General features: G+C 42.0%; 33 protein-coding genes. 19 read left to right on the top strand and 14 right to left on the bottom strand.

Annotated features, from left to right (window positions below):
• Positions 1 to 207 precede the first annotated feature (207 nt).
• Positions 208 to 660 (top strand): YaiI/YqxD family protein, encoded by a 453-nt coding sequence (locus tag VQ643_RS01960; RefSeq protein ID WP_414197584.1) that lies wholly within the window; start codon positions 208 to 210, stop codon positions 658 to 660.
• Here the strand turns inward: VQ643_RS01960 and VQ643_RS01955 are convergent.
• Genes VQ643_RS01955 through VQ643_RS01940 form a run of 4 tightly spaced genes read right to left on the bottom strand, consistent with a single transcriptional unit; the run spans position 657 to position 4,669 of the window.
• Positions 657 to 1,391, bottom strand: coding sequence for a WGR domain-containing protein (locus VQ643_RS01955; protein WP_414197583.1), 735 nt, complete (start codon positions 1,389 to 1,391; stop codon positions 657 to 659). The genes VQ643_RS01960 and VQ643_RS01955 overlap by 4 nt on opposite strands.
• Positions 1,392 to 1,394: 3 nt before the next feature.
• Entirely contained in the window at positions 1,395 to 2,132 is a 738-nt protein-coding gene (locus VQ643_RS01950; RefSeq protein ID WP_414197582.1) for a TerC family protein, read from the bottom strand.
• Positions 2,133 to 2,135: 3 nt separating this feature from the next.
• Positions 2,136 to 2,765 carry a mechanosensitive ion channel family protein gene (locus VQ643_RS01945; RefSeq protein ID WP_414197581.1) on the bottom strand — a complete coding sequence of 210 codons (630 nt, stop codon included), beginning with the start codon at positions 2,763 to 2,765 and terminating at the stop codon, positions 2,136 to 2,138.
• Positions 2,762 to 4,669 carry an ATP-binding cassette domain-containing protein gene (locus VQ643_RS01940; protein ID WP_414197580.1) on the bottom strand — a complete coding sequence of 636 codons (1,908 nt, stop codon included), beginning with the start codon at positions 4,667 to 4,669 and terminating at the stop codon, positions 2,762 to 2,764. The genes VQ643_RS01945 and VQ643_RS01940 overlap by 4 nt, the downstream gene beginning before the upstream one ends.
• A gap of 11 nt (positions 4,670 to 4,680) precedes the next feature.
• Here VQ643_RS01940 and VQ643_RS01935 point away from each other — a divergent pair, with 11 nt between their 5' ends.
• Positions 4,681 to 5,160: a TIGR02444 family protein gene (locus VQ643_RS01935; protein ID WP_414197579.1), complete on the top strand. Its 480-nt coding sequence runs from the start codon at positions 4,681 to 4,683 to the stop codon at positions 5,158 to 5,160.
• Here the strand turns inward: VQ643_RS01935 and VQ643_RS01930 are convergent.
• The 8 genes from VQ643_RS01930 to VQ643_RS01895 all read right to left on the bottom strand — a co-directional run bounded on the left by VQ643_RS01930 (position 5,123) and on the right by VQ643_RS01895 (position 12,347).
• The gene (locus VQ643_RS01930) at positions 5,123 to 5,629 is read right to left on the bottom strand and encodes a disulfide bond formation protein B (protein ID WP_414197578.1); all 507 of its coding nucleotides are present in this window, start codon (positions 5,627 to 5,629) and stop codon (positions 5,123 to 5,125) included. The genes VQ643_RS01935 and VQ643_RS01930 overlap by 38 nt on opposite strands.
• Before the next feature lie 80 nt (positions 5,630 to 5,709).
• On the bottom strand, positions 5,710 to 6,939 hold the full coding sequence (locus VQ643_RS01925; RefSeq protein ID WP_414197577.1) for a heme biosynthesis HemY N-terminal domain-containing protein: 1,230 nt from the start codon (positions 6,937 to 6,939) through the stop codon (positions 5,710 to 5,712).
• A 2-nt stretch (positions 6,940 to 6,941) separates the two neighbouring features.
• Complete coding sequence (locus VQ643_RS01920; RefSeq protein WP_414197576.1) at positions 6,942 to 8,111, bottom strand: uroporphyrinogen-III C-methyltransferase; 1,170 nt, start codon at positions 8,109 to 8,111, stop codon at positions 6,942 to 6,944.
• Positions 8,112 to 8,114: 3 nt separating this feature from the next.
• Positions 8,115 to 8,894, bottom strand: coding sequence for a uroporphyrinogen-III synthase (locus VQ643_RS01915; protein WP_414197575.1), 780 nt, complete (start codon positions 8,892 to 8,894; stop codon positions 8,115 to 8,117).
• Positions 8,891 to 9,832 (bottom strand): hydroxymethylbilane synthase, encoded by a 942-nt coding sequence (gene hemC / locus VQ643_RS01910; protein WP_414197574.1) that lies wholly within the window; start codon positions 9,830 to 9,832, stop codon positions 8,891 to 8,893. The genes VQ643_RS01915 and hemC overlap by 4 nt, the downstream gene beginning before the upstream one ends.
• A gap of 113 nt (positions 9,833 to 9,945) precedes the next feature.
• The gene (locus VQ643_RS01905; protein ID WP_414197573.1) at positions 9,946 to 10,689 is read right to left on the bottom strand and encodes a LytR/AlgR family response regulator transcription factor; all 744 of its coding nucleotides are present in this window, start codon (positions 10,687 to 10,689) and stop codon (positions 9,946 to 9,948) included.
• Entirely contained in the window at positions 10,686 to 11,762 is a 1,077-nt protein-coding gene (locus tag VQ643_RS01900) for a sensor histidine kinase (RefSeq protein WP_414197572.1), read from the bottom strand. The genes VQ643_RS01905 and VQ643_RS01900 overlap by 4 nt, the downstream gene beginning before the upstream one ends.
• An 84-nt stretch (positions 11,763 to 11,846) precedes the next feature.
• Positions 11,847 to 12,347 (bottom strand): GspH/FimT family pseudopilin, encoded by a 501-nt coding sequence (locus VQ643_RS01895; RefSeq protein ID WP_414197571.1) that lies wholly within the window; start codon positions 12,345 to 12,347, stop codon positions 11,847 to 11,849.
• Between the two features lie 222 nt (positions 12,348 to 12,569).
• Here VQ643_RS01895 and argH point away from each other — a divergent pair, with 222 nt between their 5' ends.
• The 5 genes from argH to trbK all read left to right on the top strand — a co-directional run bounded on the left by argH (position 12,570) and on the right by trbK (position 16,378).
• Positions 12,570 to 13,964: an argininosuccinate lyase gene (gene argH, locus VQ643_RS01890; protein WP_414197570.1), complete on the top strand. Its 1,395-nt coding sequence runs from the start codon at positions 12,570 to 12,572 to the stop codon at positions 13,962 to 13,964.
• Between the two features lie 14 nt (positions 13,965 to 13,978).
• Positions 13,979 to 14,386, top strand: coding sequence for a hypothetical protein (locus tag VQ643_RS01885; protein WP_414197569.1), 408 nt, complete (start codon positions 13,979 to 13,981; stop codon positions 14,384 to 14,386).
• 27 nt (positions 14,387 to 14,413) lie between these two features.
• Entirely contained in the window at positions 14,414 to 15,784 is a 1,371-nt protein-coding gene (locus VQ643_RS01880) for a hypothetical protein (RefSeq protein ID WP_414197568.1), read from the top strand.
• Positions 15,785 to 15,880: 96 nt separating this feature from the next.
• A complete protein-coding gene (locus VQ643_RS01875; RefSeq protein ID WP_414197567.1) occupies positions 15,881 to 16,111 on the top strand; it encodes a TIGR02647 family protein in 231 nt (76 codons plus the stop codon).
• A gap of 72 nt (positions 16,112 to 16,183) precedes the next feature.
• Positions 16,184 to 16,378: an entry exclusion lipoprotein TrbK gene (trbK, locus tag VQ643_RS01870; RefSeq protein ID WP_414197566.1), complete on the top strand. Its 195-nt coding sequence runs from the start codon at positions 16,184 to 16,186 to the stop codon at positions 16,376 to 16,378.
• A 73-nt stretch (positions 16,379 to 16,451) separates the two neighbouring features.
• On the opposite strand, the gene rnk is transcribed toward trbK, so the two are convergent.
• Positions 16,452 to 16,859 (bottom strand): nucleoside diphosphate kinase regulator, encoded by a 408-nt coding sequence (rnk, locus tag VQ643_RS01865; RefSeq protein ID WP_414197565.1) that lies wholly within the window; start codon positions 16,857 to 16,859, stop codon positions 16,452 to 16,454.
• A gap of 162 nt (positions 16,860 to 17,021) precedes the next feature.
• Positions 17,022 to 17,354: an iron donor protein CyaY gene (gene cyaY / locus VQ643_RS01860; RefSeq protein ID WP_414197564.1), complete on the bottom strand. Its 333-nt coding sequence runs from the start codon at positions 17,352 to 17,354 to the stop codon at positions 17,022 to 17,024.
• A gap of 118 nt (positions 17,355 to 17,472) precedes the next feature.
• Between cyaY and lptM the strand changes: the two genes are divergently transcribed.
• From lptM to VQ643_RS01800, 12 genes are all read left to right on the top strand, one after another.
• Entirely contained in the window at positions 17,473 to 17,613 is a 141-nt protein-coding gene (gene lptM, locus VQ643_RS01855; protein ID WP_414197563.1) for an LPS translocon maturation chaperone LptM, read from the top strand.
• Between the two features lie 14 nt (positions 17,614 to 17,627).
• Positions 17,628 to 18,875 carry a diaminopimelate decarboxylase gene (lysA, locus tag VQ643_RS01850; RefSeq protein WP_414197562.1) on the top strand — a complete coding sequence of 416 codons (1,248 nt, stop codon included), beginning with the start codon at positions 17,628 to 17,630 and terminating at the stop codon, positions 18,873 to 18,875.
• A 4-nt stretch (positions 18,876 to 18,879) separates the two neighbouring features.
• Entirely contained in the window at positions 18,880 to 19,710 is an 831-nt protein-coding gene (gene dapF / locus VQ643_RS01845) for a diaminopimelate epimerase (protein WP_414197561.1), read from the top strand.
• On the top strand, positions 19,707 to 20,390 hold the full coding sequence (locus VQ643_RS01840; RefSeq protein ID WP_414197560.1) for a DUF484 family protein: 684 nt from the start codon (positions 19,707 to 19,709) through the stop codon (positions 20,388 to 20,390). The genes dapF and VQ643_RS01840 overlap by 4 nt, the downstream gene beginning before the upstream one ends.
• Entirely contained in the window at positions 20,390 to 21,295 is a 906-nt protein-coding gene (gene xerC, locus VQ643_RS01835) for a tyrosine recombinase XerC (protein ID WP_414197559.1), read from the top strand. The genes VQ643_RS01840 and xerC overlap by 1 nt, the downstream gene beginning before the upstream one ends.
• Positions 21,292 to 21,993 carry an HAD family hydrolase gene (locus VQ643_RS01830; protein ID WP_414197558.1) on the top strand — a complete coding sequence of 234 codons (702 nt, stop codon included), beginning with the start codon at positions 21,292 to 21,294 and terminating at the stop codon, positions 21,991 to 21,993. Before xerC ends, VQ643_RS01830 begins: the two co-directional genes overlap by 4 nt.
• 1 nt (position 21,994) lies before the next feature.
• Positions 21,995 to 22,534, top strand: coding sequence for a hypothetical protein (locus tag VQ643_RS01825; protein ID WP_414197557.1), 540 nt, complete (start codon positions 21,995 to 21,997; stop codon positions 22,532 to 22,534).
• Between the two features lie 10 nt (positions 22,535 to 22,544).
• Positions 22,545 to 23,483: an AEC family transporter gene (locus VQ643_RS01820; RefSeq protein WP_414197657.1), complete on the top strand. Its 939-nt coding sequence runs from the start codon at positions 22,545 to 22,547 to the stop codon at positions 23,481 to 23,483.
• Positions 23,484 to 23,662: 179 nt separating this feature from the next.
• Positions 23,663 to 24,133, top strand: a complete 471-nt coding sequence (locus VQ643_RS01815; protein ID WP_414197556.1) for a GspH/FimT family pseudopilin — start codon at positions 23,663 to 23,665, stop codon at positions 24,131 to 24,133.
• 8 nt (positions 24,134 to 24,141) lie between these two features.
• Positions 24,142 to 24,684, top strand: a complete 543-nt coding sequence (gene pilV / locus VQ643_RS01810; RefSeq protein WP_414197555.1) for a type IV pilus modification protein PilV — start codon at positions 24,142 to 24,144, stop codon at positions 24,682 to 24,684.
• Positions 24,681 to 25,550 (top strand): PilW family protein, encoded by an 870-nt coding sequence (locus VQ643_RS01805; protein WP_414197554.1) that lies wholly within the window; start codon positions 24,681 to 24,683, stop codon positions 25,548 to 25,550. Before pilV ends, VQ643_RS01805 begins: the two co-directional genes overlap by 4 nt.
• On the top strand, positions 25,547 to 26,233 hold the full coding sequence (locus tag VQ643_RS01800) for a pilus assembly protein PilX (RefSeq protein WP_414197553.1): 687 nt from the start codon (positions 25,547 to 25,549) through the stop codon (positions 26,231 to 26,233). Before VQ643_RS01805 ends, VQ643_RS01800 begins: the two co-directional genes overlap by 4 nt.
• Positions 26,234 to 26,242: the final 9 nt, after the last annotated feature.

Below are 26,242 nucleotides of genomic sequence, written 5' to 3'. Positions count from 1 at the left end.
GTTAAAAGCTGTGATAAACCGTGATATATACAGTATAGTTGGTCTATCTTCTAGCTTATTGCTTAATAAAATACCTGAGTTAAATTGAGGGATAAAGTTTTTTTTGTAAGCAATAATATATTTTGCTAACTGCGTTTAATAACCTTATTGTTATAATAGTTATTAAAATTATATATTTATTTTTATTTATATTTTTGAAGGAATTATATGAAACTTTGGATTGATGCTGATGCTTGCCCTCGTTTAGCTCGAGATCAGGTGATTAAATTTGCATTAAAGCGTAAATTTTCAGTAATTATGGTAGCGGGGAGTGCTCAAGCTAAACCTAATTTTGCATGTGTCCAGCTGATAGTAGTACCTGCTGGTATGGATGCAGCTGACGATTACATTGTAGATAATGCTCAAGCAGGTGATTTAGTGATTTGTAGCGACATTCCATTAGCTGCACGTTTGGTTAAAAAGCAGGTGGTGGCGCTAAGTCCGCGTGGGCAAGAGTTTGATGAGCGAAATATGGGGGAGCGTTTAGCTATGCGTAACCTGATGACGGATCTGCGTGATCAGGGACAAATGGGCGGAGGGCAGGCGGCTTACGGTGAAAAAGACAAACAAGCCTTTGCTAATGCGCTTGATCGTCTTTTAACACGGTTAATGAGCGCTTAGTTGCCAGCCGGAAAAGCTTCTAACTCGCGTAACATTTGTTCCGCAATAGGGGAAATGTCAGGCTGGTTATGAAATTGGCCAATCATCATATAGCGTTTTAAGCCTAAAATACCTTGTTGTTTTAATTGGCTATTTAATTTGCCTGTCATTTTGATTTGTGCAAAAGCGCAGGCATAAGCTGACATATCACTTTGTACCATTTCAATAGGCTTAGCTGTATAAAGTTCACGTACGTCTTCTAGATCAAGGCTTTCAACGGGAAGATAGGCTATGCCCCAAACACTTTCGTTTAGGTATTTAACAAGGGTGCTAAAATCCAGTGTTTTGCTCTTGCTTTTACGTATTTGCTCGCTAATTTCGCCAAGCGTGTCATGTCCTTCATCGCTACCAAAGGGCGCTTCCTCATCAGCACAGCAATAGTAGAAGTCATCAGAAAAGTGTTTACGAAAAGCAGGGTGAGAGGTTAATGGGCTAATACCCATTTCAACATCATCAAGATAGATATGCTGGTTAAAATCAAAACTGGTATCTACTTGATAGCCTGATTTGATTTTACTGGCAACCAGCTTTTCTAACGCTATACGGCAGCTTTGCTCATCATCAAATTCTTTAAGCTGATAACGCCCAATGCTGCCGGTTTTGCCAAAGTTGACCACCATTTCATTATCAAGCTGTTCAGCCCACCAAAACTTGTCGCTTTTATTATCTTGATAACGATAGGCGATACTCATAATTTAGCTTCCTTGTTGGTCTCTTTTACGTTGCGCACGTTGGCGCATGGTGATGTTGAGCATTTCTACGCCCAATGAAAAGGCCATGGCAAAATAGATATAGCCTTTTGGCACATGCACATCAAAGGACTCTGCAATAAGTAATGTACCTACAACAATCAAAAATGATAAGGCCAAAACTTTAAGTGATGGGTGTTTCTCAATAAAACGACTAATAGTTCCAGCACAAAGCATCATCACTATCACTGAGCAAATAATGGCAGCAACCATTACGGGTACATGCTTCACTAAACCAACGGCAGTAATGACGGAGTCAAGCGAGAAGACAATATCAATAATGGCAATTTGGATAATAATCATGGCAAAACTTGAGCCGAAGGACTTGCGTTCGCCACTGTGTTCTTCTGGCCCTTCAACGCTATGCCAAATTTCCATAGTACTTTTAAATAATAAGAATGCACCGCCGCCAAGTAAAATAAGGTCTCGACCAGAAATGCCTTTCTCAAAGACAGTGAATAAATCTTTGGTTAATCCCATTACCCATGTAATGGATAACAACAGCATGATGCGCGTAACCATAGCTAAGGCTAAGCCAAAGAAGCGCCCAGCAGCTTGTTGATGTTTTGGCAGGCGACTCACGAGAATCGAGATAAAGATAATGTTATCAATGCCAAGTACAATTTCTAATGCGGCTAAAGTAAAAAAAGCGACCCAAATTTCGGGGCTAGCAAGCCATTCCATTTATTAGTTCTCTTCAGAGGTAGGTAGTGGTCTAGGACCGTGCACATTACGCCAACGGCGTAAGATTTTTTGGAAAAACATGTTGTTGGGAATCTGTAATAAGGCGCCTTTATTTTCCTCACTGGTATCTTCAAGAGTGGTATAGAGGGTGTTGATACTAATGACTCGTCCACGTACACCGGGTTTATCGGCTGCGTCTAATAGCTCCACATGGTCACCAATACGGAAGGGACCAACGGTAAAGATTAACGCTGAGCATAAAAGGTTGGACAGCACACTCCAAGCGGCAAAAAACGCGATAGCGGCAACGGCTACAAAGCCGGTTAAGGCTGCCCATAGCGAGGTAGCACTAACCCCTAGTCGTTCTAAAATGAACATGCAGGCGCTACCAATTATCACCCAGCGAATAGCACCACGGAGTGGTAACATCATGCTAGGTGGCATGTGGTAGCGCTCAGCTAAGCTGGTAAAGCCGCGAGTTAACATGCGTTGAATAAACCAAGCAATGAGTGCTATTAAAAGTATTTGCACGCCAGGGAATAAAAACTCGGCCCATTCTTGAGCTGATTTTTGTACCCATTCAGCGACTATGCCTTCATAGCTTGGTTGTGTATTTTGTTGAGGCGCTGTCATACCCCATTCTCCAAATCATTCTGTAATGTTTCTAGTTTTTCTAAGCATTCAAACCAGTGTTCTTCAACTAGACTTTGTTTGCTCTTTAGTTCGGCTTGCTGTGCTAAAAGCTGCTTAAGTTGATCTTTACGCGAGGCCTCATAGAGGTCAGCATCGCTTAGTTGCTGATCAATTTTATTTAGTTCTTGCTGAATTATTTCTAATTGTTTCTCAAGTTTGTCAGCTTCTTTCTTAAAGGGCGCCAATTGCTGTCGAAGTGCAGCAGCAGCTTGACGTTGAGCGCGTTTGTCTGTTTTTTCGGCCACAGTATCACTGGCGCTTTCTGGTGACTGTTGGCGGTAATCACTTAGCCAGCGGCTGTAATCGTCAAGGTCACCATCAAACTCTTGCACTTTTCCATCGGCTACGAGATAGAGGTGGTCAATGGTGCTTTTGAGTAAATGACGGTCATGCGAAACCAGCAACATAGCACCTTCAAATATTTGTAGTGCCATGCTCAATGCTTGGCGCATTTCAAGATCAAGGTGGTTAGTTGGCTCATCTAGTAATAACAAGTTGGGTTTACCCCATGCAATGAGTGCCAAGGCTAAACGAGCTTTTTCACCACCTGAAAATTTAAGCACGGGTTGATCACAACGATCGCCGCGAAAATCAAACCCACCAAGAAAATCACGCAATGTTTGTTCTTTTTCAGTGGGGGCTAAGCGCTGTAGGTGCAACAAGGGGCTGGCTTTTACGTCCAGGGCATCTAACTGGTGTTGGGCGAAATAGCCAATAGTTAGGTTTTCACCACGAATCAGCTCGCCAGCAAGCAAAGGCACATCACCGACTAGCGTTTTTATCAGTGTTGATTTACCCGCACCATTAGGTCCCAATAATGCAATGCGGGCGCCAGGCTCTAAGGATAGGCGTACATTACTGAGAATGGTTTTATCGCCATGTCCTAGCACGGCTTTGTCCATGCTCAATAAAGGGCTGGAAATTTTATTAGCTTCACGAAAACGAAAGTGAAAAGGAGAGTCCAGATGGGCTGGTGCTAGCTCTTCCATGCGCTCTAAGGCTTTGACTCGGCTTTGTGCTTGGCGCGCTTTGCTGGCTTTGGCTTTAAAGCGGCGAATAAAGTCTTCCATATGTGCTCGCTGCTCTTGCTGGCGCTCATAGGCGATTTGTTGCTGCACAATACGCTCAGCACGTGCTCGTTCATAGGCAGTATAGCCGCCACGATACAGTACTAACTTTTGTCGTTCAAAATGCACAATGTGGTTGACGACAGCATCCAGAAAGTCACGGTCATGTGAGATCAGCAAAAGAGTGCCTTGATAACCTTGTAGCCAACTTTCTAACCATAAGATGGCATCTAAATCTAAGTGGTTGGTAGGTTCATCCAGTAATAGTAAGTCGGATGGGCACATTAAGGCTTGGGCAAGGTTTAAGCGCATGCGCCAACCACCTGAAAAGCTAGAAACAGGCAGTTCCATTTGGCTTTCATGGAAACCAAGACCTGTTAATAGTTTGCGCGCTCGTGAATCGGCGGTGTAGCCGTCAGCTGTATCGAAGTCATGGTGTAAGCGGGCGAGTGCGTTACCATCCTGTGCAGCTTCTGCTTGTACTAGTTCCTGTTGGATGTGGCGTAGATTTTTATCACCATCTAGTACATAGTCAACTGCTTTGCAATTGAGTGTTTCCACCTCTTGCTTCATGTGTGAAATACGCCAGTCAGGCGGAATAAAACAATCGCCAGCGTCAGCAGTGAGTTGGCCTTGCAATAATGCAAATAGGCTTGATTTTCCAGCACCATTGGCGCCCACTAGGCCTACTTTATGCCCTGGGTGTAAGGTGACGGCGGCGTCTTCAAGTAAGCGCAAAGGGCCGCGTTGTAATGTGAGTTCTTGAATTTGGATCATAGGTAACTTAAATGAAAAACCCACCGCAAGATGCTTGGCATTTTATCCTTCAGCGCTATCAGCAAACAGGCATTGAACAGCTCTGTTTAGCGCTACAAGATCAAGGGGTGGATGTTTGTTTAATTCTGTTTGCTGCTTGGCTGGAGCAGCGCTCGGTTAAATGTTCTGCTGACTATATTAACCAGTTACACGCGCAAAGTGAGCTATGGCAATCTAAAATAATTGCGTCTATTCGTAATGCGCGAATAAATACCAAAAAGCTGGCTGAAGAAAATAGCTCATTAGCGCTGTGGAGACAGTCATTAAAAGCATTAGAGTTGCAAGCAGAACAGCTATATATCAAAGACTTACAAGAAATGGCCGAGAGTTGGGAAATTAGCAGCCAACCACAGCGCTGGTTGGGGGCATTGTTGCCCAATATACCTATTGAGCAACTATTGCCTTTATCCTGCTTTAAAAACGAGGTTTTGGACGAGGGCGAAATAGAATAAATAAGCTGTACAGCGCCATAATCACAAAACTAATCATGCTTAATTCAGCAAGGTTTAAACCAAATAAAGACCAAGTAACTTCCGCGCAATCTGCGGTGCCAGACATCATTTTTTTGATGACTTCAACCAGTGGATTGGTTTGTAGTAGAAAATCTAATGGAGGAAGACAGGCGGGCAGTTGATCTTCAGGCAAGCCTTGTAGCCATATTTGACGTCCTGCGGAGGCAACACCTGTGCCTGCAAAGAATAAAGCAAAGAAAGCATAGATACGTTGGCCCAGCGATTTGGGACCATGCAGAGCCGCTATTAAGCAAACTAGGCCAAAAAGTGCTACTTCAGCACGCTGAACTAAGCAGAGTGGGCAGGGGTTTAATCCTTCAAAGTGTTCAAGATAATAAGCCGCGCCAAGTAAAGCAGCTGAACCTAAAAAAGCAATTAGGAATAAAATACGGGTTGAGGGTAAACGCATAGCAATCTCCAGAGCTCACGCGTTGATTATTAATACAAAATGTTAGCGCAACATTATTATTGCTGCGCTTATTTCAGTGTTTAATGAATTCGTTTGACTTCAAATTTCTGGTTTTCTAACAAAACAAGACTTTTCTCAAAAAGCTGGTTACTGCGCTCAATGTCGCCTTGCTGGCGTAGTAAGCGAGCGAGCAGAACACAGCTTTCCACTTGTACTTCAAATTTTAAGCTAGATTCTAAGTAATCACGGGCCTTGCCCCATAATTGGTTTTTAATGCAAATACGACCGAGTGCGCGCAGTAAAGCGGGATTTTTTGGTGCCTGCGGCAACCAGCTCTCAGCGAGCTGTAGCTGACGAGCTAAATCAGCACCAGCAACCTTACCGTACAGCTCTAATAGCTGATCATCTAGCCCATGTTTGAGTGCTTTACGTAACAATTCTTCAGCAGCTGCTTCAGCACCTAAACGGCGTAATTCGCGTGCATAGGCTTCAATCATGCTTTTATCATGGCGTAGATTTTTAGATAAATGCTGCCAAGTATTGGCTAATGATTGTAGTGCTTGTTCTTTAGATTCGGCTTTATTGCTGCTGGCGTTAGTTAAACGGCCTGCCCATGCTTGTTGTTCTAACTGCTGCATAGCTGAATCTGGTAATACATGTTGTTTACGTAGGGCTGGTAATAAGCCCAATAGACCAGACCAGTCTTGCAGTTGGCGCATTAAGGCTTGTAAGCGAATCAATACTTCCTTGCTTTGTGGATGATGCTCATGCATTACTTTTAAGGTTTTTTTAGCTTCTACTAGATCTGCCCGTTTCCATAGAATTTCTGCATGGGCTAAGCCAATTGCCAACTCAGCCTCTGGCTGACGTTCAAGGGCTTCGTTTAATAGTTGATCAGATAATTCAATATTGCCAATTTCTTGCGCTGCTTTTGCCGCGCCAATCAAATAAATCATTGGTTTTTCTTCATTTTTGGCAACACGAGTAAGGTGGCGCAGGGCACGATCCCAACGTCCTTCAGCCAAGTCTAATAAGCCCACTTCAGCAGCGGAGCGTAGGCGGCGATCTTTATTAAGTTGCGACCAAGGGTTAATTACGCCATATGAAACCAGTGTCATCACAATAAGTTTACGTACTAGGTAGACGATGGCGATAATGGCGCTAACAATAGCAATAAAAATCCAGAAGGTTGATTCATAACGAAAATCTTTCCAAGCAATAAATACATAGCCCGAGTCTTTGGCGATTCCAATACCAATCAAACCTGCAATAACAACAACGCAAAGTAAAAGTAAGTAGGTGCGCTTCATAATTAACGCGCCTCCTTATCCGCTTTAGTTTGTGGAGTGCGCTTGTTGATGTAAGCGTTTAGCTCATCCATAGCAGGCGCTAAGTCCGGAATTTTAGCGCTAATAGGCTGTTTTTTCAGTTCTTCTAGCTGGGAAATAAGGTTGGCAGCTTCTGGGTTGCTTTGTTTAAAGAAGCTCTGAATAGTATCAATGGCTTGATTGAGTGCGGCAGTATAAACTTCGGTTTCACCGTTAAAAGCAGCCCACTGAGCTTGTTCTAATGACAGGTTAATAGCCAGGCGCACTTCTAATAGGCTTTTACCAGAAAGAATAGGTTTAATTTTTTCTGTATTGCCTGTTTGAATGCGAACATATTTGCTCATTTCTTGCGTCCAGCTATCCCAGCCTTCCGCATCAGGATCAATAGGGGTTTCATCGCCTTTAAATGAAGGAATAAATGTTTCGAGCTTATTGGCATTCAGACGCAAAGAGTTTAGCCGAATATAAATACCCGTGCGATCCACACGGCCTTGCTGAGTGATATTGGTGATGATGTCACTTAGTGCAACACGTGCATCTTTTAAACCAATATCATCATTTTGCTGGCTTAAAATGCGATCAACATTATTTAACAAAAGCAGGGCACTATCCGTATCTTGCAAAATGGTTAAGCGCAGTGCCGCCATACGTAGTAATTGCTGCGCTTCAGTTAAGCTCCAATCTTGACGGCTTTGGCTAAGCGCACTATTAATCCGCTGATTTAACTGATCTTGCTGCTTTGCTAAACGGGTAATCTGTTCTTGCCAGTTTGTGTTTTCTGCTGGCGGCTGAGAAATCTGTTGGATACGTTGCTCAAGTTGCGCAGTAATACGTTGCTCTAACGCTGCGCTATCAAAGGTAGGTTCAGTTTGACTCTGTACTTGCTCAGGTTGTGCACTTAGTGTGCTCTTAAAGAGATGTAGCTGCACCGTACTATAAGCACCAAAGCCAAGACCTAACAAACCAATGACTAAAGCAATGGGTGCAATTTTATTGTTTAAGCTTGGGTTTTTAGGTTCTTTTGATTTTTTACCCAAACTAGTTTTTGCTGCTGATTGAGTTGCTGTTACTTTAGCGTCAGTCGTGGCTGGGCTCTCTGTTTGAGCATGCTCTTTTTCAGTATCTGTATTAGGTTCTTTTGCGTTTTGGCTCATTGCTCAATCCTTATTTGGTAATGGGCTGTGCTGGTGAAGCGCATTAATCAAGGCTTGGTTGCTGGCGCCTGCACAATCAATAACATAGCTTGCTCCAGCTTGCTGCGCTGCTTTTGCAACACGTGGGCTAGGCACGAACAAGGGTAAATGGTGTAACTCTGGCCAACGATCACCTGCAAGTTGTTGTAGATGCTGCAAGCTTTGTTCACTACTGATACTAATACCATTTAGTTGGTTGTCATTAATACATTGAAATAAGTACTGACTAGGATAATCAGGTAAGTAGCGTTCATAAAGTGCTAAAAAGTCGACTTCTACACCTTTTTGACGTAATTCTTGTGCTAGAAAGTCTCTTCCCGTTGTACCGCGTAGAATAAGTACGCGAGGTGTAAAGGCCGATTCAATTGCCGTAATAAAAGCCGGATGGGCCAGTAAGGCTTCGCTGTCATCTCCTGATTGCGGGTAACTACAAGAAATACCATAGTCCTGCAATATTGCCGCGCTAGCAGCGCCCACAGTAAACCATGGCTGTTCAAGTAAAGGTTGTGCCCAATACTGGTCAATGCGTTCCACAGCAATACGCGCAGCCGGTTTACTCACGACCACAACTGCACTGTAGCGGTCAAGATTTAATACTGTTTCACGTGCAGAGGCTGTTTCAGCTATTTCATGAAAGGCCAATAACGGCATGCTGGTGCTGAATATCTGTATTTCTTGTAGCTGCTGAGCAAGCACTTGGCAGTCTTGCTCAGGGCGGGTTATTAATAGTCGCCAGTTGCTCACGAATGGTTCTCTGGTGCGTAAACTGCTTTGAGTATTTCTCCAGCACCTTGAGCTAAGAGAGCCTCTGCAACAGCTATTCCAAGCTGTCTGGCTTGCGCGCGCGGTAAGCGTTGTTCGGCACGTAGCAATTGACTGCCATCAGGTTGACCAACCAGTCCGCGTAACCACAGTTGATCACCTTCAAGTTCGGCGTAGCACGCAATAGGGACTTGGCAGCCACCATTAAGGTGGGTATTGAGTGCGCGTTCAGCAGTTACGCGATCTGCAGTGTCTTGATGGTGTAAAGGCGCTAGTAGTTTATGTAGTTCAGTATCAGCTGTGCGGCATTCGATGCCCACAGCGCCTTGTCCGCCAGCAGGTAGGCTAGCAGCAACAGGGAGTGCGCTACGGATGCGCTCAGCAAAACCAAGGCGAATTAAACCAGCAGAGGCAAGAATAATAGCGTCATATTCACCTGCGTCTAATTTGGCTAAACGGGTATTTACATTGCCGCGCAAGAAGCGGATTTCTAAGTCAGGGCGTAGGGTTAGAAGCTGCGCTTGGCGGCGTAAGCTGGATGTGCCCACAATGCTGCCATTGGGAAGTGCGTCTAAGTTATCATAGGTGTTGGATACAAAAGCATCGCGAGGGTCTTCGCGCTCACAGATGCAATATAAGTCAAGGCCATCAGGGAAGCTCATAGGTACATCTTTCATTGAGTGCACAGCAATATCAGCTTGGTCTTCTAATAGGGCTGTTTCCAGCTCTTTTACGAATAAACCTTTGCCGCCAATTTTAGCAAGAGGTGAATCCAGTAGTTTATCACCACGACTAGTCATAGGTACTAGGCTGACACTAATATGAGGATGGGCTAACTCAAGCTGAGCCTTTACATATTCGGCTTGCCATAAAGCTAAGGCACTTTTACGTGTAGCAATTCGAATTTCGCGAGAAGACATAGATAGATACCAGTTCAGTAAGCTGTATAAAGCCTTTTTAACGCATCGGCTTTTCTTTTAAATGACAGCATAATAACAGGCTCGCTGAGCTTAGTCCCGTCTAAAGGTAATTGTTAGAGTTCATCCATTAACTTGCGCACACTGGGTACATGGCGCCGGCTAACGATCAGTAGCTCATCCAATTGTTTTAGACGAATTTGTACTTGCCCCACAGCGTTACGTTGCAGACCTTCGATGAAATTACGATTAACTAACGCATTTCTGTGAATACGCACAAATAACTCAGGAAACTCTTCTTCTAATGTTTTTAATGAGTCATCAATCAGAGTTTCACCATCAAGGTGTTTTAAGGTGACGTATTTATGGTCAGCTTGTAGGCAGATAATTTCCTGTACTGGGATCAGCTCTAAACCACGATGTGTTCGTGCGGTTAAGTGGCTGCGGCCTTTTTGCTCTGCTTGGCTAGAGGCTTTAGCTAGTTGATTTAATTGCGTACGATTGATTTTACTGGCATTTTTTAACGCCGCTTCTAGTTGCTCAGCGCGCACAGGTTTTACTAAGTAACCTACGGCACTTACATCAAAGGCTTGGAGTGCAAACTCATTATGGGCGGTACAGAAAATAATCGCAGGTGGCGTTGGTAATCCACTAAGGCGTGCAGCTACTTGTAACCCATCTAGCAAAGGCATTTGAATATCTAACAAAATAATATCAGGTTGGTAGCGCTCAACAAACTCTAATACCTGTAACCCATTAGTCGCTGCTTCAGGGGTGAGTTGATGGCCTGCAATATTATTAATGAGTCGCATTAAGCGCTCGCGGGCCAAGGATTCATCATCAGCGATTAATATTTTCATGGCGTTTGCTTTGCCTCAAGTGAAGGTTTTGCGCAAGGGTAGCGTAGACGTGTGATATAACGATCATGCTGCTGGCTTGCTGATAAAGTAGCATTCTCTCCAAACAATGCAGTAAATCGAGCCTGAATATTCTTTATGGCAATCTGCGTTCCGCGTTTTGATGTAACCACAGCCTGTTGTGGCATTGGGTTACTTATCATTAGTTCAAAAAAACCTTGTTGGCAACTGGCTTGAATATGAATTAATCCGCCAGAAGGTGAAGCTTGTATACCATGTACTATCGCATTTTCTAGCAGAGGTTGTAATGTTAGCGGAGCGATAGGCAAGTTATCAGGGATATTACTACAATCCCAAGTAACATTTAAACGTTCAGCAAAACGTAGTTTCTCAATATCAATATAGTGTTTTGCTAGCCTAATTTCTTTGCTCCAAGTAGTAAGATTATTGTTTTGATCGCTTAAGCTGGCGCGAAATAAATCAGATAAATCCAGTACCGCCTTTTCAGCTGAGTCAGGGTTGGTTGCAATTAAACTCGCAATGCTGTTTAAGCTGTTAAATAAAAAATGAGGGTCAATACGGGCGCGTAGTGCGGCTAAGCGTGCTTTTAGCTCGGCTTGTTTTTCTTTTTTCCATTGGCTTTGTAAGTAGAAATGGCGCAATAAGATAGCTGAAATAATTAGGCTAATGAGTCCATGTTTGATATATACCTGCTGAATTTCTATAGTGTTTTCATAGTTTGTCATGGGTAGGTGAGCTGCAACATATGTGCAGACTAGTGTTATCCCAACAATCAGTGTTAAGCATGAGATACTAGAAACAAATATAGTTAGCTTCTTTAATAAAGGGCGCATTGTACAGATAAGCGCTGCACTTAAGAGAACATTCCACTGCACAAAGAAAGAGACTAAAGCAAAGCGTTCCCAGTTAAAGGTAATAAGGTTATTTTCTGCAAGAATTAAAACAATAACAATAAGTTGGGCTACAAGAATAAGAGATAGCAGCGCTTTATTCTCACAAAGTTCTGGAACAAAAAAATCATCTTGAGTATTGATCTGGTTTTCGTACTTATTCATATCAGTATATGTTACGTTTTAGTGGCGCTCTGACAAGATAATAAATCAAGTTTTTATTTATTTTTTATGCTTTACCGAACTAGATCAACAGTTTTCTGTTGATCTCTTCGATATTTGCTTTAGTCGGCCTTGGCGATTGACAGTAGCTTGGTAGCTGATGTTGTTTGAGCGGCATAATATGAAATGACCATTACTGATACTGGCGAGGCCATCTGGTTGGAAGCTAATGTGCTTGGAGAACCCACGCCATGTTAGTTTTTGTGTTTTAGGTAGTGCCCGTTCTTTCCAATAAACTTTGCTATTATTAAGATCGGTTACAATCCAGCCTTGCTCCCAACTAGTGGTTGTTGAGCAGGTATTCTCTATTACAGAGGGGCAGAGTACGATAGTTTGGCGATGCTTAACAGCTAAGGTTCGAGCCTGCCAAATACTGTGTTGAAGGCGAGCAATACTGTTAGTAGTTTGCTTGTTTGCTACTAACTGACTAATGGCTGAAGTAGCTAAAACTACGACTAACATAATAATGCTTAAACTAATGACTAGCTCAGGTAGCGTAAAGGCTAGAGTAGGTTTGCTGTAAGTCATAATATTTGCTGGGTTTAAGTGAGCTAATTTACAGCTTAGTTGTATTTGCGCAATAGGAAAATAAATAGATTAAAAAAATAGAGCATGCCCCTAGTAAAACAGCTTCAAGCTGTTTTATTTCTAGGACAAGACGTGGCATGGGCTAAATCGCATTTTGCACAAGATTCTTCATCATTTGCTTGTTATTATGTGCGCTATCTTTCATTTAATAGAGCTTGATTCATGAGTAGCGAAAAAACTAACCAGTCATGGGGTGGACGTTTTAGCGAGCCAGTTGATGCTTTTGTTGCCCGTTTTACAGCTTCTGTAGATTTTGATAAGCGCATGTATAAGCATGACATTATGGGATCTATTGCGCATGCCACCATGCTCGCTAAAGTGGGTGTGTTAACAAATGCTGAACGAGACAGCATAGTTCAAGGCTTGAACGCTATTCGTGAAGAAATTGAAGCTGGAAAGTTTAATTGGCGCGTTGATTTAGAAGACGTGCATATGAATATCGAAGCGGTTTTAACTGAACGTATTGGTATTGTCGGTAAAAAACTGCATACAGGTCGTAGTCGTAACGATCAAGTGGCTACTGATATTCGCTTATGGTTACGCGATGAAATTGACCTTATTCTTGCTGAAATTACACGCTTACAGCAAGGTTTGCTTGATGTGGCAGAGGCCAATGCTGAAACAATAATGCCTGGTTTTACACATTTACAAACAGCGCAACCCGTTACCTTTGGGCATCATTTATTGGCGTGGTTTGAAATGTTGTCGCGCGATTATGAGCGTTTAGTAGATTGTCGCAAACGTGTAAATCGTATGCCTTTGGGTAGTGCTGCATTGGCAGGTACAACCTACCCCATTGATCGAGCAGTTACTTGTGATTTACTTGGATTTGAAGCTATTTCAGGTAACTCATTAGATGGCGTTTCAGACAGGGATTTCGCCATTGAATTTTGTTCTGCGGCTAGCTTGGCCATGATGCATCTTTCACGCTTCTCAGAAGAATTGGTGTTATGGACTTCAGCTCAGTTTCGCTTTATTGATCTACCTGATCGTTTTTGCACTGGTAGTTCCATCATGCCGCAAAAGAAAAATCCCGATGTACCTGAATTAGTCCGTGGTAAAACTGGGCGTGTGTTTGGTGCTTTAATGGGCTTATTAACCTTAATGAAAGGTCAGCCATTGGCATATAACAAAGACAATCAAGAAGATAAAGAGCCTTTGTTTGATGCGGCTGATACTTTACGTGATAGCCTGCGAGCTTTTGCGGATATGGTGCCAGCAATTAAGCCAAAGAAAGACTTTATGCGTGAAGCCGCCTTACGTGGATTTTCAACTGCAACTGACTTAGCCGATTATTTAGTTGGTAAAGGCTTACCTTTCCGTGACTGCCATGAAATTGTGGGGCATGCGGTGAAGTATGGTGTTGATAACATCAAAGACTTAGCAGAAATGAGTTTGGAAGAATTACGTCAATTTAGCGATAAAATTGAGCAGGATGTGTTTCAAGTACTCACTTTGGAAGGCTCAGTGAATGCGCGTGACCACATTGGTGGAACAGCGCCGCGTCAAGTACGTCTTGCGGTTGAACGTGGCCGTAAACTCATCGCTGAACGTTAAAACAAGGAGGTAGAGTGAGCAATCAATCGCGTCATGCTCGTTTTCAAATAACTGCTGACAGGCAAAATGCTTCTCGTCGGGTGCGTTATGTTGAAACTAGTCAAATGGCAGACGGTGAATGCGTACTCTGCCAACTGGATGAAGGGCAAATTAGCATGAATCAAACAGAGATAGATACTGACGAAGGTGTTGAACAAGAGCTGATACAGGCTATTGAAAACCAACTCGCTGCTGGCGAGCCTGAATTTGTACAAGCAACCTTGAATAAATTGACATTGGTAGGCTATGAGCGAGAAGAAAGCATTTCATTGATGTCGCAGGTATTGGCCTGGGAAATTGCGAGTATGCTAGAACAGAAACGTAGTTTTGATCTTGCTGTTTATGAGGCTGCGTTAAGGGCTCTACCGGAGCTTCCTAGTTAACGCTTATCTTTTTTCAAGGATGAAGTGATGCAACAGTTAAAACAGCCTTTTACCATTATTTTACTGTTTATAGTGGTGCTGCTGAGTAGTGGTTGTGCATCTTACACAGCCAAACGGCAAATCGAAAAAGGTAACTATGTCAATAGCCTACAGGTGATGGCGACAGATCTAACTAAAAAGGGGCGCTTTACTTCAGAGCGTCATCGAGAAAAAACAGTTGCCATTATGCAAACCGCATTGGATCACATTGAAGGCTTACCCAGTGTAACCGCGCGCCAAACTACTATTCGTTATGAGCAGTTATTACAGGCTTATCCGCTGTTAGCTAATAAATTTTTTAGCTCAGAATTTAAAATATTCTTGCAAAGTTATGACGTAATGGGATTGCGAACTAGTGTGGCTAAAGGCTATTACCAGCAAGCAATGGAAGTTCCTGAAACCAGCCATTATGCATACAAGGAAAAAGCACTTTTGCTAGCAACAGGAGCTAAGTATTTTAATTACAACAATATGCAGGCGCTTAGCCAAGAATATGCGAAAAAATATGCTTTAGCGGCAGCAGAAATTGAATATCAAAATGCATTAGCCAGTGAGCGGGCTAAAAACTATAAGTTAGCCGCAGAGCATCTAGCAAAAGTAAAGGAAATTTTTAAAGAGTTTGGCGAGTATAAAGACAGTCACGCCCGTTTTATTAAGAACGATAAAGCATGGCGTGGGGAGGAAATGAATAAAGCACTGCAAACGGCAGGAAGCTTATCTCAGCCATCATCCACAAAAGCTAATTACCGCAAAGCTAGCGCGTGGTATATCTATGCCGATGATATCTACAAACCTTATGGCGGCAATGCCAATGCCCTTGAATTAGCGAAGCAATCCTGGGCGCGAGGCGTCATTACTGTGGGCTACATCATAGAAGCAGATGTGAATAAAAGTAATGCAACAGCCCACAGCCAAATAGAAAAAGTAATTTCAGCTACGTTTAGTGAAAGTTATTTTCTCTTACGGCCTAATTCGCGTGGTGATATTACATTAGATATTAGGTATGGCATAAGTTATAAGGAAAGTAGAAATAGCCCACAAACGACAGTGCAAAGCTATGTTGATGAACAAGGCAAGACACGTAGTTATACGCAAGTAACACAGTATTTCACACAACAAGCTGACTTCTTTTTGAATTTAGATACCTTTGGTGAAGTTAGGCATTCAAGAAACTTTCTGCGTAGTAAGGACTCATCAGACCAGTCTATTAGTTATTCAGGAGCAGTGCCGAGCGGCCTGAGTAATCAAAAAGCACAGCTAAAATCGCAGTCTTATTTAGAGAATTATGTGATAAATAAGGTTACGGATGAGCTGACATCTTATCTTACCAATATTCTGTACTTAGCTAACAAGGTGTAATTGTTTAAAGCCTTGACCTAACACAGAATTAAGCGATTGCTGTAAATGAAGTAAACGTGTTTTACTGCATCTACTGTAATCACTGAGGCGAATCTTATGAACTGGAAGGCAGAATATTTGGCTGAACTAGAAGTTTTGAGTCAATACGGGCTTGATAGCGTACAAGATGGTATTAAGGTTCACTCTAGCGCTGGCGCTGATACTGTAGCAGCGGCTCAGCGTTTGTTTGATAAAGGGCTTATTAATCAAGTGGATGGCGGCACGTTAACCAGCTTGGGGATTGAAGCGGTAGAGCATGTACACGCATTACTCCAGATTCTAAAATAATCCTATTAAACGCCCAGTTTGATCTGGGCGTTTACTTTTTTAAATACTGTCTCAGGCAAGGATGCTTAAAAAATGCAAAAAATTATTTTACTTAGTTTAGGTGCTTTATTCTTTGTAGGTTGTGCTGAGCCAGTACCACCAGAAGTGAATGATGAAAACTGTGAAACCGCAAAAATTGAAAAAATGGATAAGCGAATTCGAACAGAATTTGCTGATAAGTGTGTGACCCGATCGCGTTTTAAACCCAGTGAACCTGTGCGCTGGTAGTACAGCTTTTAATAGTTATTGGCGATAGTCACTAACAAAAAATGGCGCTGAACTTAATCAAGCGCCATTTTTGTTAGAGGGTAAAATCACCAGCTGCTTCAGGTTGATATTCAACATTTAGCAAGGTGAGCTTAATGACCTTTCCACCTGGCGTGTTCCAGTCAATTTGTTGGCCTACCGCTAAACCTAATAAGGCGCTGCCAATAGGGGCTAAAATCGAAACAGTGCCTTCTTTACCAGCATCTTGTGGATAGACTACAGTGAGTGTGTAATCTTTTCCGCTGGCTTCTTCACGGCAATGTACACGCGAGTTCATCGTTACAATGCCTGCTGGAATCTCTTGATGGCTGACCACATTGGCACGTGCGAGCTCTTGTTCTAGTGCTTCGGCCGCTGGGGTGAAATCCTCTAGGCTATCAAGTAGTTTTTCTAAGCGCTGCATGTCTAGCCGTGTAATAGTAATAGCTGGTTTATCGCTCATAGGTATGACTCCTATAAACTTATGTCTAAGTTTGAATAGTAAAAAAGACAAAACCCCGCCAAAAAGACGGGGTTTTGCAGATAAGTTTAAATTCGATAATCAACAAACTATCATAGCGGCTTAAATAAGCAAGTGGTGTAGATCAAAAAAACTGTAAATCCGTTACAGATCATAAAATAGGATAGTTTCACTGGCTTGTTCTTGCGTTGCTTTACTGAGAAAACTCGCTAAGTCTGCATTGGCATTAGAGCAAAACCACTGCTGTTCTTGTAAGTTATAGTCAAAATGAAATCCACCACTGCGTGCGGCCACCCAAATCTGTTTTAATGGCTCTTGGCGAGAAATAATGAGTTGCGAGTTGTTGGCAAAAACAACAGTTAAAATTCCGCCGCTGTTAATTAGATCAACATCAATACCGCTATCATCGAAGGTGTCTTCAATAGTGGTTTGAACGTTATCAACTAGTGCATGAAATTGTGCTTCGCTGAGGCTCATGGTGTTTCCTTATCTGATTTTTGCCAACTTGTGTGTAACCAATGCAAGTTACACATAGGCAAGAGAATGAGTGCTGGTTATACTCGGTTAATTATTTGCTAAGTCAAAGGATTTTATTATGAAGCGCATCTTGCTTCCATTTTTACTCCTGATTATTGCGTTTGGTTCTATCACGGCTTGTGGTCAAAAAGGCGATTTATACGATCCTAATGATCCTGAAGCTGCACAAAAACATAAGAAAGACCGCTACGGACTTTAAGGGTGCTAAGATTTATGCAAGTATTTTCAAGACGTAATGGGCAGTTATTTGTAGAGCAGGTTGCTTTAAGCCAAATTGCAGCTGAGTTTGGTACGCCAACCTATGTGTATTCTCGTGCGCATTTAGAACAGCAATATAAAACCTATGCCGACTCACTTGAAGGTGTATCGGCCATGGTTTGTTTTTCAGTAAAAGCCAACTCAAACCTTGCAGTACTAAATGTGCTAGCGCGTTTAGGTTCAGGTTTTGATATTGTCTCTCGTGGTGAGCTAGAGCGAGTCTTAGCCGCTGGTGGTAAGCCAGAGCGCGTAGTCTTTTCTGGTGTAGGTAAAACAGTGGATGATATGCGCCGTGCGCTTGAAGTCGGAGTGCATTGCTTTAACGTAGAATCTGAAGCAGAGCTTGAACGCTTGCAGGACATTGCCGCCCAAATGCAACTAAAAGCGTCTATTTCTTTACGTGTTAATCCTGATGTTGACGCTGGAACCCACCCTTATATTTCTACAGGTTTAAAAGAGAACAAGTTTGGCATTGAAATTGATAAGGCACTCGCTGTTTATGAGAAAGCAGCCAAAATGCCCAACTTAAAAATTATTGGAGTGGACTGCCATATTGGCTCACAGCTCACCAGTTTAGCCCCATTTTTAGACGCACTTGATCGCGTTTTGCTGTTAGTTGATCGTTTAGCTGAGCAAGGCATAATGCTTGAGCATCTGGATTTGGGTGGCGGTTTAGGCGTGCGCTACAGTGATGAACAGCCACCTTGCGCTTCAGAATATATGGCCAAAGTACGTGAGCGTATTGCAGGACGTAATCTTTCCTTGATATTTGAACCAGGACGGTATATCTGCGCCAATGCGGGGGTGTTATTAACCAAGGTTGAGTATCTGAAAAAAAACCAGCATAAAAACTTTGCCATTATTGATGCCGCAATGAATGACTTAATTCGTCCAGCATTGTATGAAGCTTGGCAGGATGTAGTGCCTGTAGCTGAACGGGAAGGCGCAGCAGAGAACTACGATGTAGTGGGACCTATTTGTGAAACTGGCGATTTTATTGCTAAAGACAGAAGTTTAACCTTGGCCGCAGGCGACCTTTTAGCCGTGTGTTCCGCAGGCGCTTATGGTTTTGTGATGAGCTCTAACTACAATACGCGTACTCGTGCGGCAGAAGTCATGGTTGATGCTGATAAAGTGTACGAAGTACGTCGTCGTGAACAATTAGAAGAATTATTCACTCACGAGAGCCTCTTGCCGGAGTAAAACAATGCTGTTGCGCTTTAGCAAAATGCATGGCTTAGGTAATGACTTTATGGTGATAGATTTGGTGACGCAATATGCGCACCTATCTAGCCGTCTAATCCGTCAATGGAGCAATCGCCATACGGGTGTTGGCTTTGATCAGCTACTCGTGGTTGAAGTGCCTACGCGCCCTGATGTTGATTTTCGTTATCGTATTTTTAATGCGGATGGAACTGAAGTAGAGCAATGTGGTAACGGTGCACGTTGCTTTGCTCGTTTTGTTTTAGATAAGCGCTTAACCACTAAACAACAGATTCGTGTTGAAACGAAAAGCGGCATTCTTGAACTGCACGTACGAGCCGATGGTTATGTTCGCGTCAACATGGGGCTGCCGCGTTTTGAATTAGAGGAAATTCCTCTTAATATGCCCGCACGTCAGGCAAACTACCATTTACAACTAGCACAGCAAAGCATTGCCTTTAGCGCGTTGTCTATGGGGAATCCACATGCGGTTATGCGTGTTGATAATATTGAATTAGCGGCTGTAACGCATATTGGGCCGCAAGTGGAAACACACCCAGTTTTCCCTAAAAAAGTGAATGTAGGCTTTTTGCAGGTCGATAGTATGCATAGCGCTCAGTTACGCGTGTGGGAGCGTGGCGTAGGTGAGACCCAAGCCTGTGGAAGCGGCGCTTGTGCTGCTGCAGTGGTTGCCATTAAACAAGGCTGGATGCAATCTCCAGTTGATATTGAGCTGCCAGGTGGGCGGCTAACTATTGAGTGGCAAGGAGAAGGGCAAGCTGTTTATATGACAGGCCCAGCAACTCGAGTTTATGAAGGGCATATTCGCTTATGAGTAAGGCATTAACCGCAGAGCAAGTAGCCGAATACCTACTGCAAAATCCTCATTTTTTTGCTGAGCATGATGACGTCTTAGCGAACCTGCAAATTCCACATGTGCGTGGCACCTCAGTGTCTTTGGTAGAGCGCCAGTTAACAGTACTGCGACAGCGCAATGATGAAATGCGTAAGCGTTTAAGCCATTTGATGCGTGTTGCACGTGACAATGATCGCTTATTTGATAAAACCCGCCGCTTATTGTTAGAGATGCTGGATGCGCAAAGTATAGAAGATGCGATAGGCTGCATTGATGAACATATGCGTCATATCTTTAAAGTCCCCTTTTTTAGTTTGATTTTATTTGCTGAACAGCCGGTGGCCGTTGGGCGTACAGAAAGTTTAGCGAAAGCAAAAGCGGCAATAAATAGTGTGCTTAATAGCACGGAAAAAAGTATGTGCGGTTTGCTGCGCCCAGTAGAGCTAGAGTTTTTATTTGGTAAAGAGCAAGGCAAAGAGGTAGGCTCTGCAGCAGTGGTTGCCATCGAGTATCAGCAGCTTTATGGTGTGATTGCTATTGGTAGTGCTGATCCTAACCACTATAACAGTCAAGTTGATACTTTGTTTTTACGCTATATTGCCCAAGTTTTTGCGCGCCTATTGCCTGAATTGTGCGCTACCGTTCGTATTGTAAAATAATGAATGACGAGCATCTTTATAATCAGCTAACGCTTTATATGCGTTATCTTCGAAATGAAAAACAGGTTTCTGAACATACCCTAGAAGCCTATGCGTCAGATTTAGAAAAGATTTTAGCTATTTTGCTAACGCAAGGCATCGAACATTGGCAGGAAGTGCAAACGGCAACAGTACGAGTGCTTATTGCACAATTGCACCGAGAAGGCTTATCTAGCCGCAGCCTCGCAAGGCTACTCTCAGCGTTGCGTGGTTTATTTAATTATCTGATTCGTGAAAACCAATGCGAACATGATCCTACAACAGGGGTAAAAGCCCCGAAAAGCTCGCGCAAACTGCCTAAAGTGCTTGATGTTGATAGAGCTCAGCAGCTATTAGATACACCTCTAGAGCAAGACTTTAATGGCATTCGTGACCATGCCATCTTGGAGTTGTTTTACTCCTCAGGCTTGCGTTTATCTGAACTGACACAATTAAATCTGCATGATATTGATTTAAAAGCAGGGCTGGCGACAGTTTTGGGTAAAGGTAAAAAAATGCGAATAGTTCCTGTAGGCACCAAAGCCATTAACGCGATTGAACAATGGCTGCCTTTACGCTTAGCACATATAGCCGGTGATGAGCAGGCGCTGTTTATTGGTGTGCGGGGCAAGCGTATTAGCCCACAATTGGTACGCGAGCGCGTCCGTCTTGCAGGGGTGAATAATTTAGGACAACATGTTCACCCGCATATGTTACGTCATTCCTTTGCTAGTCATGTATTAGAATCATCGCATGACTTAAGGGCAGTGCAAGAATTGTTAGGCCATGCTGATATCAGCACTACACAAATATACACCCATCTTGATTTTCAACATTTGGCGCAAGTGTATGATCAAGCCCATCCACGTGCAAAACGTAAATCATGAGCATTAAAGTAGTTAGTTTCGATTTAGATGACACCCTTTGGGCAGTTAAGCCTGTGTTAACCAACGCTGAGTGGGTTTTGCAATCTTGGTTAGTTGAAAACGCCCCTTTGCTTGCGCGTAATTGGAGCCTTTGGTATCAAGATGTTCGCCAACAGCTACTCAATGACGATCAAAGCTTGTCATTTCGTGTCAGTGATATGCGGCGTACCTTGCTGAGAATCTGTTTAGAAAAAGCAGGTTATAGTCACAATGAGGCGGTAGATTTAGCTAAGCAAGGCTTTCAGGTCTACTTTGCACAGCGCCAAAAAGTTCAACCTTTTGCTGATGCTGCTAGCGTGTTAAGTAAGCTAGCTGAGGACTATAAATTAGTGGCCTTTAGTAATGGAAATGCCAATATTTACACTACCGAATTGGGGGCTTATTTTACTGATTCGTTTAATGCCGAGAATATAGGTTTTGGCAAACCTGATCCTTGTGCTTTTGAGTTGGTACAGCGTGCTTTAGCGGTAGATGCGCATGAAATTGTGCATGTAGGTGACCAAATTCAAGATGATATTCTAGGTGCACAGCAAGCTGGTTGGTTCAATATTTGGTACAACCCACAACAGCAACTATGGTCTGGGCAGCAGAAGCCTACAGCTGAAATTACGGCACTCACTGAGTTGCCCTTAGCGCTACATCATTTACAGGCGTATTAGCATGTACTTATTGTCTGATGTGACACAACAGATAATAAGTGGAGTTATGGCGCTGTACGATGATCATGATTACGACTTAGCGTTTATTTATAAAACGCTTTGCTTTTGTATGGTCAATGATGCCCTCAATGACTACTCAACTTACCATGAGCCTAGCTGTACATTTATAACACCTCGTAATCAGTTGCTTACAGGTAATGAGTCAGTACTGGGCGACTTTTTATTATTAGATTATTGTGGTCATATTCCTGAAATACAGTTGCGCTCTTTTGCTTCACTCACGGAGCTAGAAACTAGCATATTAGGTAGTGGCGGAATTTTTAATAGCTTTACCACTATGCAAATTCCTATTATTTATGGCAAGTTTCAGCCTTATCAAGTTACTTATCGACTAGGCAGCACACCAGAGCAGGTTTTTCAGCCAAAGGACTTTTATCAACAAAAAGTAACTATTGAAATAACAGATGATGATTTTCCTAACAGCGAACGTAAGCTGCTTTGGGATGATTTAAATACCCATGAATCGTTAGTTCAGGCCTAAGGTAGTAATGATGTTTGCTTTATTTATCCAAACGATGAATGTAACAGCACCTGTGTTTATGATGCTGTTATTAGGGGTGTTGCTCAAACGCTGGCGTTGGATTGACGATGTCTTTGTAATGAGTGTGTCTAAACTGGTTTTTAAAGGCACCTTGCCAGTCTTATTATTTTTAGCCATTCTCAAAGCCGATTTGTCAGTTGCACTTAATCCTTCATTTATTATTTATTTTAGTTTGGCGACTCTGGCAACCTTTACTATTGCTTGGGGCTGGGCGTTATGGCGTTGTCCTCAAGTAGATCGAGGGGTTTATGTGCAAGGTGCTTTTAGGGGGAATAACGGCATTGTTGGATTGGCGCTCGCCACTAGCCTATATGGTGATTATGGCTTATCTGTTGGCGGAGTTTTAGCAGGAATTGTAATTCTGCTGTATAACACACTTTCAGCTATTATCTTAGAGATCTATAGCCCTAAAAATACAACAAGTTTTAAGAGTATTGCTTTAAGTATTGGCAAAAACCCTTTAATTATAGGGGTGGTTAGCGCTATTCCTTTTGCCTATTTTCAGGTAGGGTTTCCTGAATGGCTGATGAGTTCAGCAAAAAGTTTTGCACAAATGTCATTACCTTTAGCTTTGATTTGTATTGGCGCAGCATTAACTTGGCGACAACTAAAAGAAGGGGGAAGGCTTGCTATTAGCTCAAGCTTAATGAAAGTCCTCTGGTTACCTGTAATAGCGACTACAGGTGCTTGGTTGTATGGATTTGAGGGTAAAGATCTGGGCATTTTATTTTTATACTTTGCCAGCCCAACAGCCGCCGCCAGCTTTGTCATGGCGCAAGCAGTAGGTTCAAATCATCAATTGGCAGCAAGTATTATTGCATTAACTACAGTGATTTCGGTGCTAACCATCAATTTAGGGCTATTTATTTTAGAAATTTTGCATATATGAGACATGATCCACTGAATATAAGCTGAATGGAAATATCTTGATAATTAAAACCCTATATGATGTAGGGAGTATGACTTTTTTTCTTGAATCTAGGCCGGAAATATAAAAAAATTACTCACTAAATTGTTGTTTCTGTCTGGGCATCTATCCTTAAAAAGAGTTAGATAAAAATAGATATCATGAAAACGAAAAAAGGATTTACTTTAGTTGAGCTTCTGGTGGTAGTAATACTGCTGGGTGTACTTGTTGCTATTGCTGTTCCAAGCTTTTTACACAGTATTCGTGCTAACAGTGTCAAAGCTAAAGCAGATGAGCTAGTAGCTCTTCTACGCTATGCGCGAACAGAAAGCCTGACTAAGAAGAAAAATATTACTGTAGTTTTTGACAAATCTGCATGGCAAGTAAAGTTAGGTGATACGGTTGAGCGTCTCATTACAATGGATGATTTAACATATAGCCATAATCTATCTGCTGATCATATTACTTTTATTAATAGCGGAAGGGTAACTAGTAATGTTGATTTCTTAATATGTAAAGAAAATGATGTTCAATCAGCTATTTATATAAGCCTTGAGCAGACAGGTATAATTAATACCCATGAGGCAGGTAAAAATAAGCTGGGTGAAGCCATTACGAGTTGCCAGTTTTAGGAGGATAAATGAAAGCTAAAGGATTTTCCTTAATTGAAGTATTGGTTGCCATTATTATTGTATCTATAGGTCTTGTCGGTCTAATGCTGTTACAGGCAAAAAGTATTAAGTATACACATGAAATAACCAATCGAAATACAGCAGTTTCATTAATTGATGAAATGTTTGAAATACTATCGGCAGACAAAGAAAATATTTTTGAGATATATCCGCCAATTAAGCCTTTTTATGATGATATCAAAACAGAAACTATTTATTTTGACCGTAATGGAAAAATTAGATTTACAGAATCAGAATGCCCAGCGTTTAACCAGCCATTAAAAGGTAAAGCGCAAGCCAGCTGTTGGCTTAATCGTGTGTATGAGCAATTACCTGGTGCCAGGGAATTAAAAAACGAAATAAAAATTTGTCCAAGTTTTAAGTCTGGAACCTGTGCTGGTGACGACTATACAGGCTCGATGGTAGAAATTACTTTAGTCTGGCAAGCAACTGAAAAGGATACTTGTGGCGCAGATAATGTATGTCGTTACAGTGCAAGGATAGAGTTATGAAAACTAAAGTTCATCAATTAGGTATTTCTATTGTAGAGCTAATGGTAGCTTTATTATTAGGTGTGTTTATTATACTGGGCGTTGTCTCTATCTTTATAAATACTAAAGCTATTGCTAAGTTTCAAGATGAGCGTTTAAATAATCAATCTGGTGTACGCTTATCAGAGTTGCTGTTTGGCGACCTACTAGGGCAAGCAGGCTATATGCGAGCACCAGACCAACTAGCAAAGTATGCATTCCCATATGCGGCTGCTAACCAAGAATGCCAAGAGTTTTCTGAAAACCAAGTAGTTACCCCGTTATTTGAAAATGGAGTTGGGATTGGAGTTTGTATTCGTTATCAGCCAGCCTCTCGATTAGAGCGTGACTGCCAAGGTAATTTGGTTAAAGTAAATGAAAACTCAAGCATAGATACTCCATTTGTCCCAACAGATACCTCAGAGCTAGTCATACTAGCGATTAAGTTTAAACCAGAAAATGATTTAGATAAGGGTAGTATTCTTTGCAAAAATCTAAATTCAAGTATAGGTGTAACTGAGTACACGCCTATTATTAGTAATGTAGCTGACGGGAAACTACAATTTTGGGTATCTGAGGGCGATGACACAGGCAGCTCAGTTGACCGCTTTATTTCATTTTCAGACTATAAGAAATTAGCATCTAAGCCTGATATTTTAGGTGTTAACTTTTATTTATTATTTGCGAGCAGTAAAAATATGAGCAACCAAAGATCTAAAGCCTTGGACGACTGGTTGAATAATTTTGTAAGTAATAATCAAGCTAGGCAGCGTTTGCTAAATAATGATAATAAAAGAATTTATCAAGTGGCTAGTGGTGCACAAGTTTTGAGGAATAAAATTCCATGAACAAAGCATATCATAAAGGTGTTTCACTTTTTGTTGTTATTGTAATATTACTGTTAGTTTCTTTAACCGTTATTTCTGGCATGAGTTCTTTTTTACTAGAGCAAAAAGTAACTAATGATCGTGTTGAATTTGAAAAGATGATTGATATTGCGAACTCAAGTTTGCGTGAGGCAGAGTTCAGATTTTACGGCCCATCTTATTTGCGAGATAAAATTGATATTCCTGCCAGTAAAGAATTTAGTCACTGCCGTAAAGATAACACCTTGAAAGATGGTTACTTAAATAAACCATGTTTGCTTACAGAGATGACAGACAACGAACTCGCAGAATATTACTTAAACCCCATATCTTTTTTAATTAATAATAGCAATCGTTTTGGTGTGGCAGAGGTAGACGCAATTGACCACGCTGACAATATGCGTAATATCGCATGGATGCCCTATGTAGGTACAGATCCGCTCCACTTATATGATCCAATAGATTCTTCAAAAGTAGCTTATAAGGGCTATTGGAATGCCTATCTTGTAAAATCGAATGAAGACGATGACGCTAATGTTAACCCTGAATACGGAGCCTCGCTAGAAGGCAAAGGGACTTACTATTATTTGATTACAGGGCAATCTAATGGCCAAGTAGCAGTGCAGTCTACTTTGAGCAATGTATATGTTGGAATTAACAACTAATGGTGTCTA

Source organism: Pseudomonas sp. F1_0610 (genome assembly GCF_047470865.1).
GTDB lineage: Bacteria > Pseudomonadota > Gammaproteobacteria > Pseudomonadales > Pseudomonadaceae > JAZDRH01.
Note: the sequence above shows the minus strand (reverse complement) of the source record. Positions and strands in the feature narration are given on the sequence as shown.

What these genes read in the sequence shown, in the direction of transcription:
- lptM (WP_414197563.1), top strand. Translation starts at nt 17,473, where the DNA reads ATGAAGCGCATCTTGCTTCCATTTTTACTCCTGATTATTGCGTTTGGT.
- VQ643_RS01940 (WP_414197580.1), bottom strand. Translation starts at nt 4,669, where the DNA reads ATGATCCAAATTCAAGAACTCACATTACAACGCGGCCCTTTGCGCTTA.
- VQ643_RS01955 (WP_414197583.1), bottom strand. Translation starts at nt 1,391, where the DNA reads ATGAGTATCGCCTATCGTTATCAAGATAATAAAAGCGACAAGTTTTGG.
- VQ643_RS01905 (WP_414197573.1), bottom strand. Translation starts at nt 10,689, where the DNA reads ATGAAAATATTAATCGCTGATGATGAATCCTTGGCCCGCGAGCGCTTA.
- VQ643_RS01875 (WP_414197567.1), top strand. Translation starts at nt 15,881, where the DNA reads ATGAACTGGAAGGCAGAATATTTGGCTGAACTAGAAGTTTTGAGTCAA.
- VQ643_RS01960 (WP_414197584.1), top strand. Translation starts at nt 208, where the DNA reads ATGAAACTTTGGATTGATGCTGATGCTTGCCCTCGTTTAGCTCGAGAT.
- lysA (WP_414197562.1), top strand. Translation starts at nt 17,628, where the DNA reads ATGCAAGTATTTTCAAGACGTAATGGGCAGTTATTTGTAGAGCAGGTT.
- VQ643_RS01900 (WP_414197572.1), bottom strand. Translation starts at nt 11,762, where the DNA reads ATGAATAAGTACGAAAACCAGATCAATACTCAAGATGATTTTTTTGTT.
- VQ643_RS01800 (WP_414197553.1), top strand. Translation starts at nt 25,547, where the DNA reads ATGAACAAAGCATATCATAAAGGTGTTTCACTTTTTGTTGTTATTGTA.
- argH (WP_414197570.1), top strand. Translation starts at nt 12,570, where the DNA reads ATGAGTAGCGAAAAAACTAACCAGTCATGGGGTGGACGTTTTAGCGAG.
- VQ643_RS01925 (WP_414197577.1), bottom strand. Translation starts at nt 6,939, where the DNA reads ATGAAGCGCACCTACTTACTTTTACTTTGCGTTGTTGTTATTGCAGGT.
- VQ643_RS01945 (WP_414197581.1), bottom strand. Translation starts at nt 2,765, where the DNA reads ATGACAGCGCCTCAACAAAATACACAACCAAGCTATGAAGGCATAGTC.
- trbK (WP_414197566.1), top strand. Translation starts at nt 16,184, where the DNA reads ATGCAAAAAATTATTTTACTTAGTTTAGGTGCTTTATTCTTTGTAGGT.
- pilV (WP_414197555.1), top strand. Translation starts at nt 24,142, where the DNA reads ATGAAAGCTAAAGGATTTTCCTTAATTGAAGTATTGGTTGCCATTATT.
- VQ643_RS01920 (WP_414197576.1), bottom strand. Translation starts at nt 8,111, where the DNA reads ATGAGCCAAAACGCAAAAGAACCTAATACAGATACTGAAAAAGAGCAT.
- VQ643_RS01950 (WP_414197582.1), bottom strand. Translation starts at nt 2,132, where the DNA reads ATGGAATGGCTTGCTAGCCCCGAAATTTGGGTCGCTTTTTTTACTTTA.
- cyaY (WP_414197564.1), bottom strand. Translation starts at nt 17,354, where the DNA reads ATGAGCCTCAGCGAAGCACAATTTCATGCACTAGTTGATAACGTTCAA.
- VQ643_RS01820 (WP_414197657.1), top strand. Translation starts at nt 22,545, where the DNA reads ATGTTTGCTTTATTTATCCAAACGATGAATGTAACAGCACCTGTGTTT.
- VQ643_RS01805 (WP_414197554.1), top strand. Translation starts at nt 24,681, where the DNA reads ATGAAAACTAAAGTTCATCAATTAGGTATTTCTATTGTAGAGCTAATG.
- dapF (WP_414197561.1), top strand. Translation starts at nt 18,880, where the DNA reads ATGCTGTTGCGCTTTAGCAAAATGCATGGCTTAGGTAATGACTTTATG.
- VQ643_RS01880 (WP_414197568.1), top strand. Translation starts at nt 14,414, where the DNA reads ATGCAACAGTTAAAACAGCCTTTTACCATTATTTTACTGTTTATAGTG.
- VQ643_RS01840 (WP_414197560.1), top strand. Translation starts at nt 19,707, where the DNA reads ATGAGTAAGGCATTAACCGCAGAGCAAGTAGCCGAATACCTACTGCAA.
- rnk (WP_414197565.1), bottom strand. Translation starts at nt 16,859, where the DNA reads ATGAGCGATAAACCAGCTATTACTATTACACGGCTAGACATGCAGCGC.
- VQ643_RS01825 (WP_414197557.1), top strand. Translation starts at nt 21,995, where the DNA reads ATGTACTTATTGTCTGATGTGACACAACAGATAATAAGTGGAGTTATG.
- hemC (WP_414197574.1), bottom strand. Translation starts at nt 9,832, where the DNA reads ATGTCTTCTCGCGAAATTCGAATTGCTACACGTAAAAGTGCCTTAGCT.
- VQ643_RS01895 (WP_414197571.1), bottom strand. Translation starts at nt 12,347, where the DNA reads ATGACTTACAGCAAACCTACTCTAGCCTTTACGCTACCTGAGCTAGTC.
- xerC (WP_414197559.1), top strand. Translation starts at nt 20,390, where the DNA reads ATGAATGACGAGCATCTTTATAATCAGCTAACGCTTTATATGCGTTAT.
- VQ643_RS01830 (WP_414197558.1), top strand. Translation starts at nt 21,292, where the DNA reads ATGAGCATTAAAGTAGTTAGTTTCGATTTAGATGACACCCTTTGGGCA.
- VQ643_RS01930 (WP_414197578.1), bottom strand. Translation starts at nt 5,629, where the DNA reads ATGCGTTTACCCTCAACCCGTATTTTATTCCTAATTGCTTTTTTAGGT.
- VQ643_RS01935 (WP_414197579.1), top strand. Translation starts at nt 4,681, where the DNA reads ATGAAAAACCCACCGCAAGATGCTTGGCATTTTATCCTTCAGCGCTAT.
- VQ643_RS01815 (WP_414197556.1), top strand. Translation starts at nt 23,663, where the DNA reads ATGAAAACGAAAAAAGGATTTACTTTAGTTGAGCTTCTGGTGGTAGTA.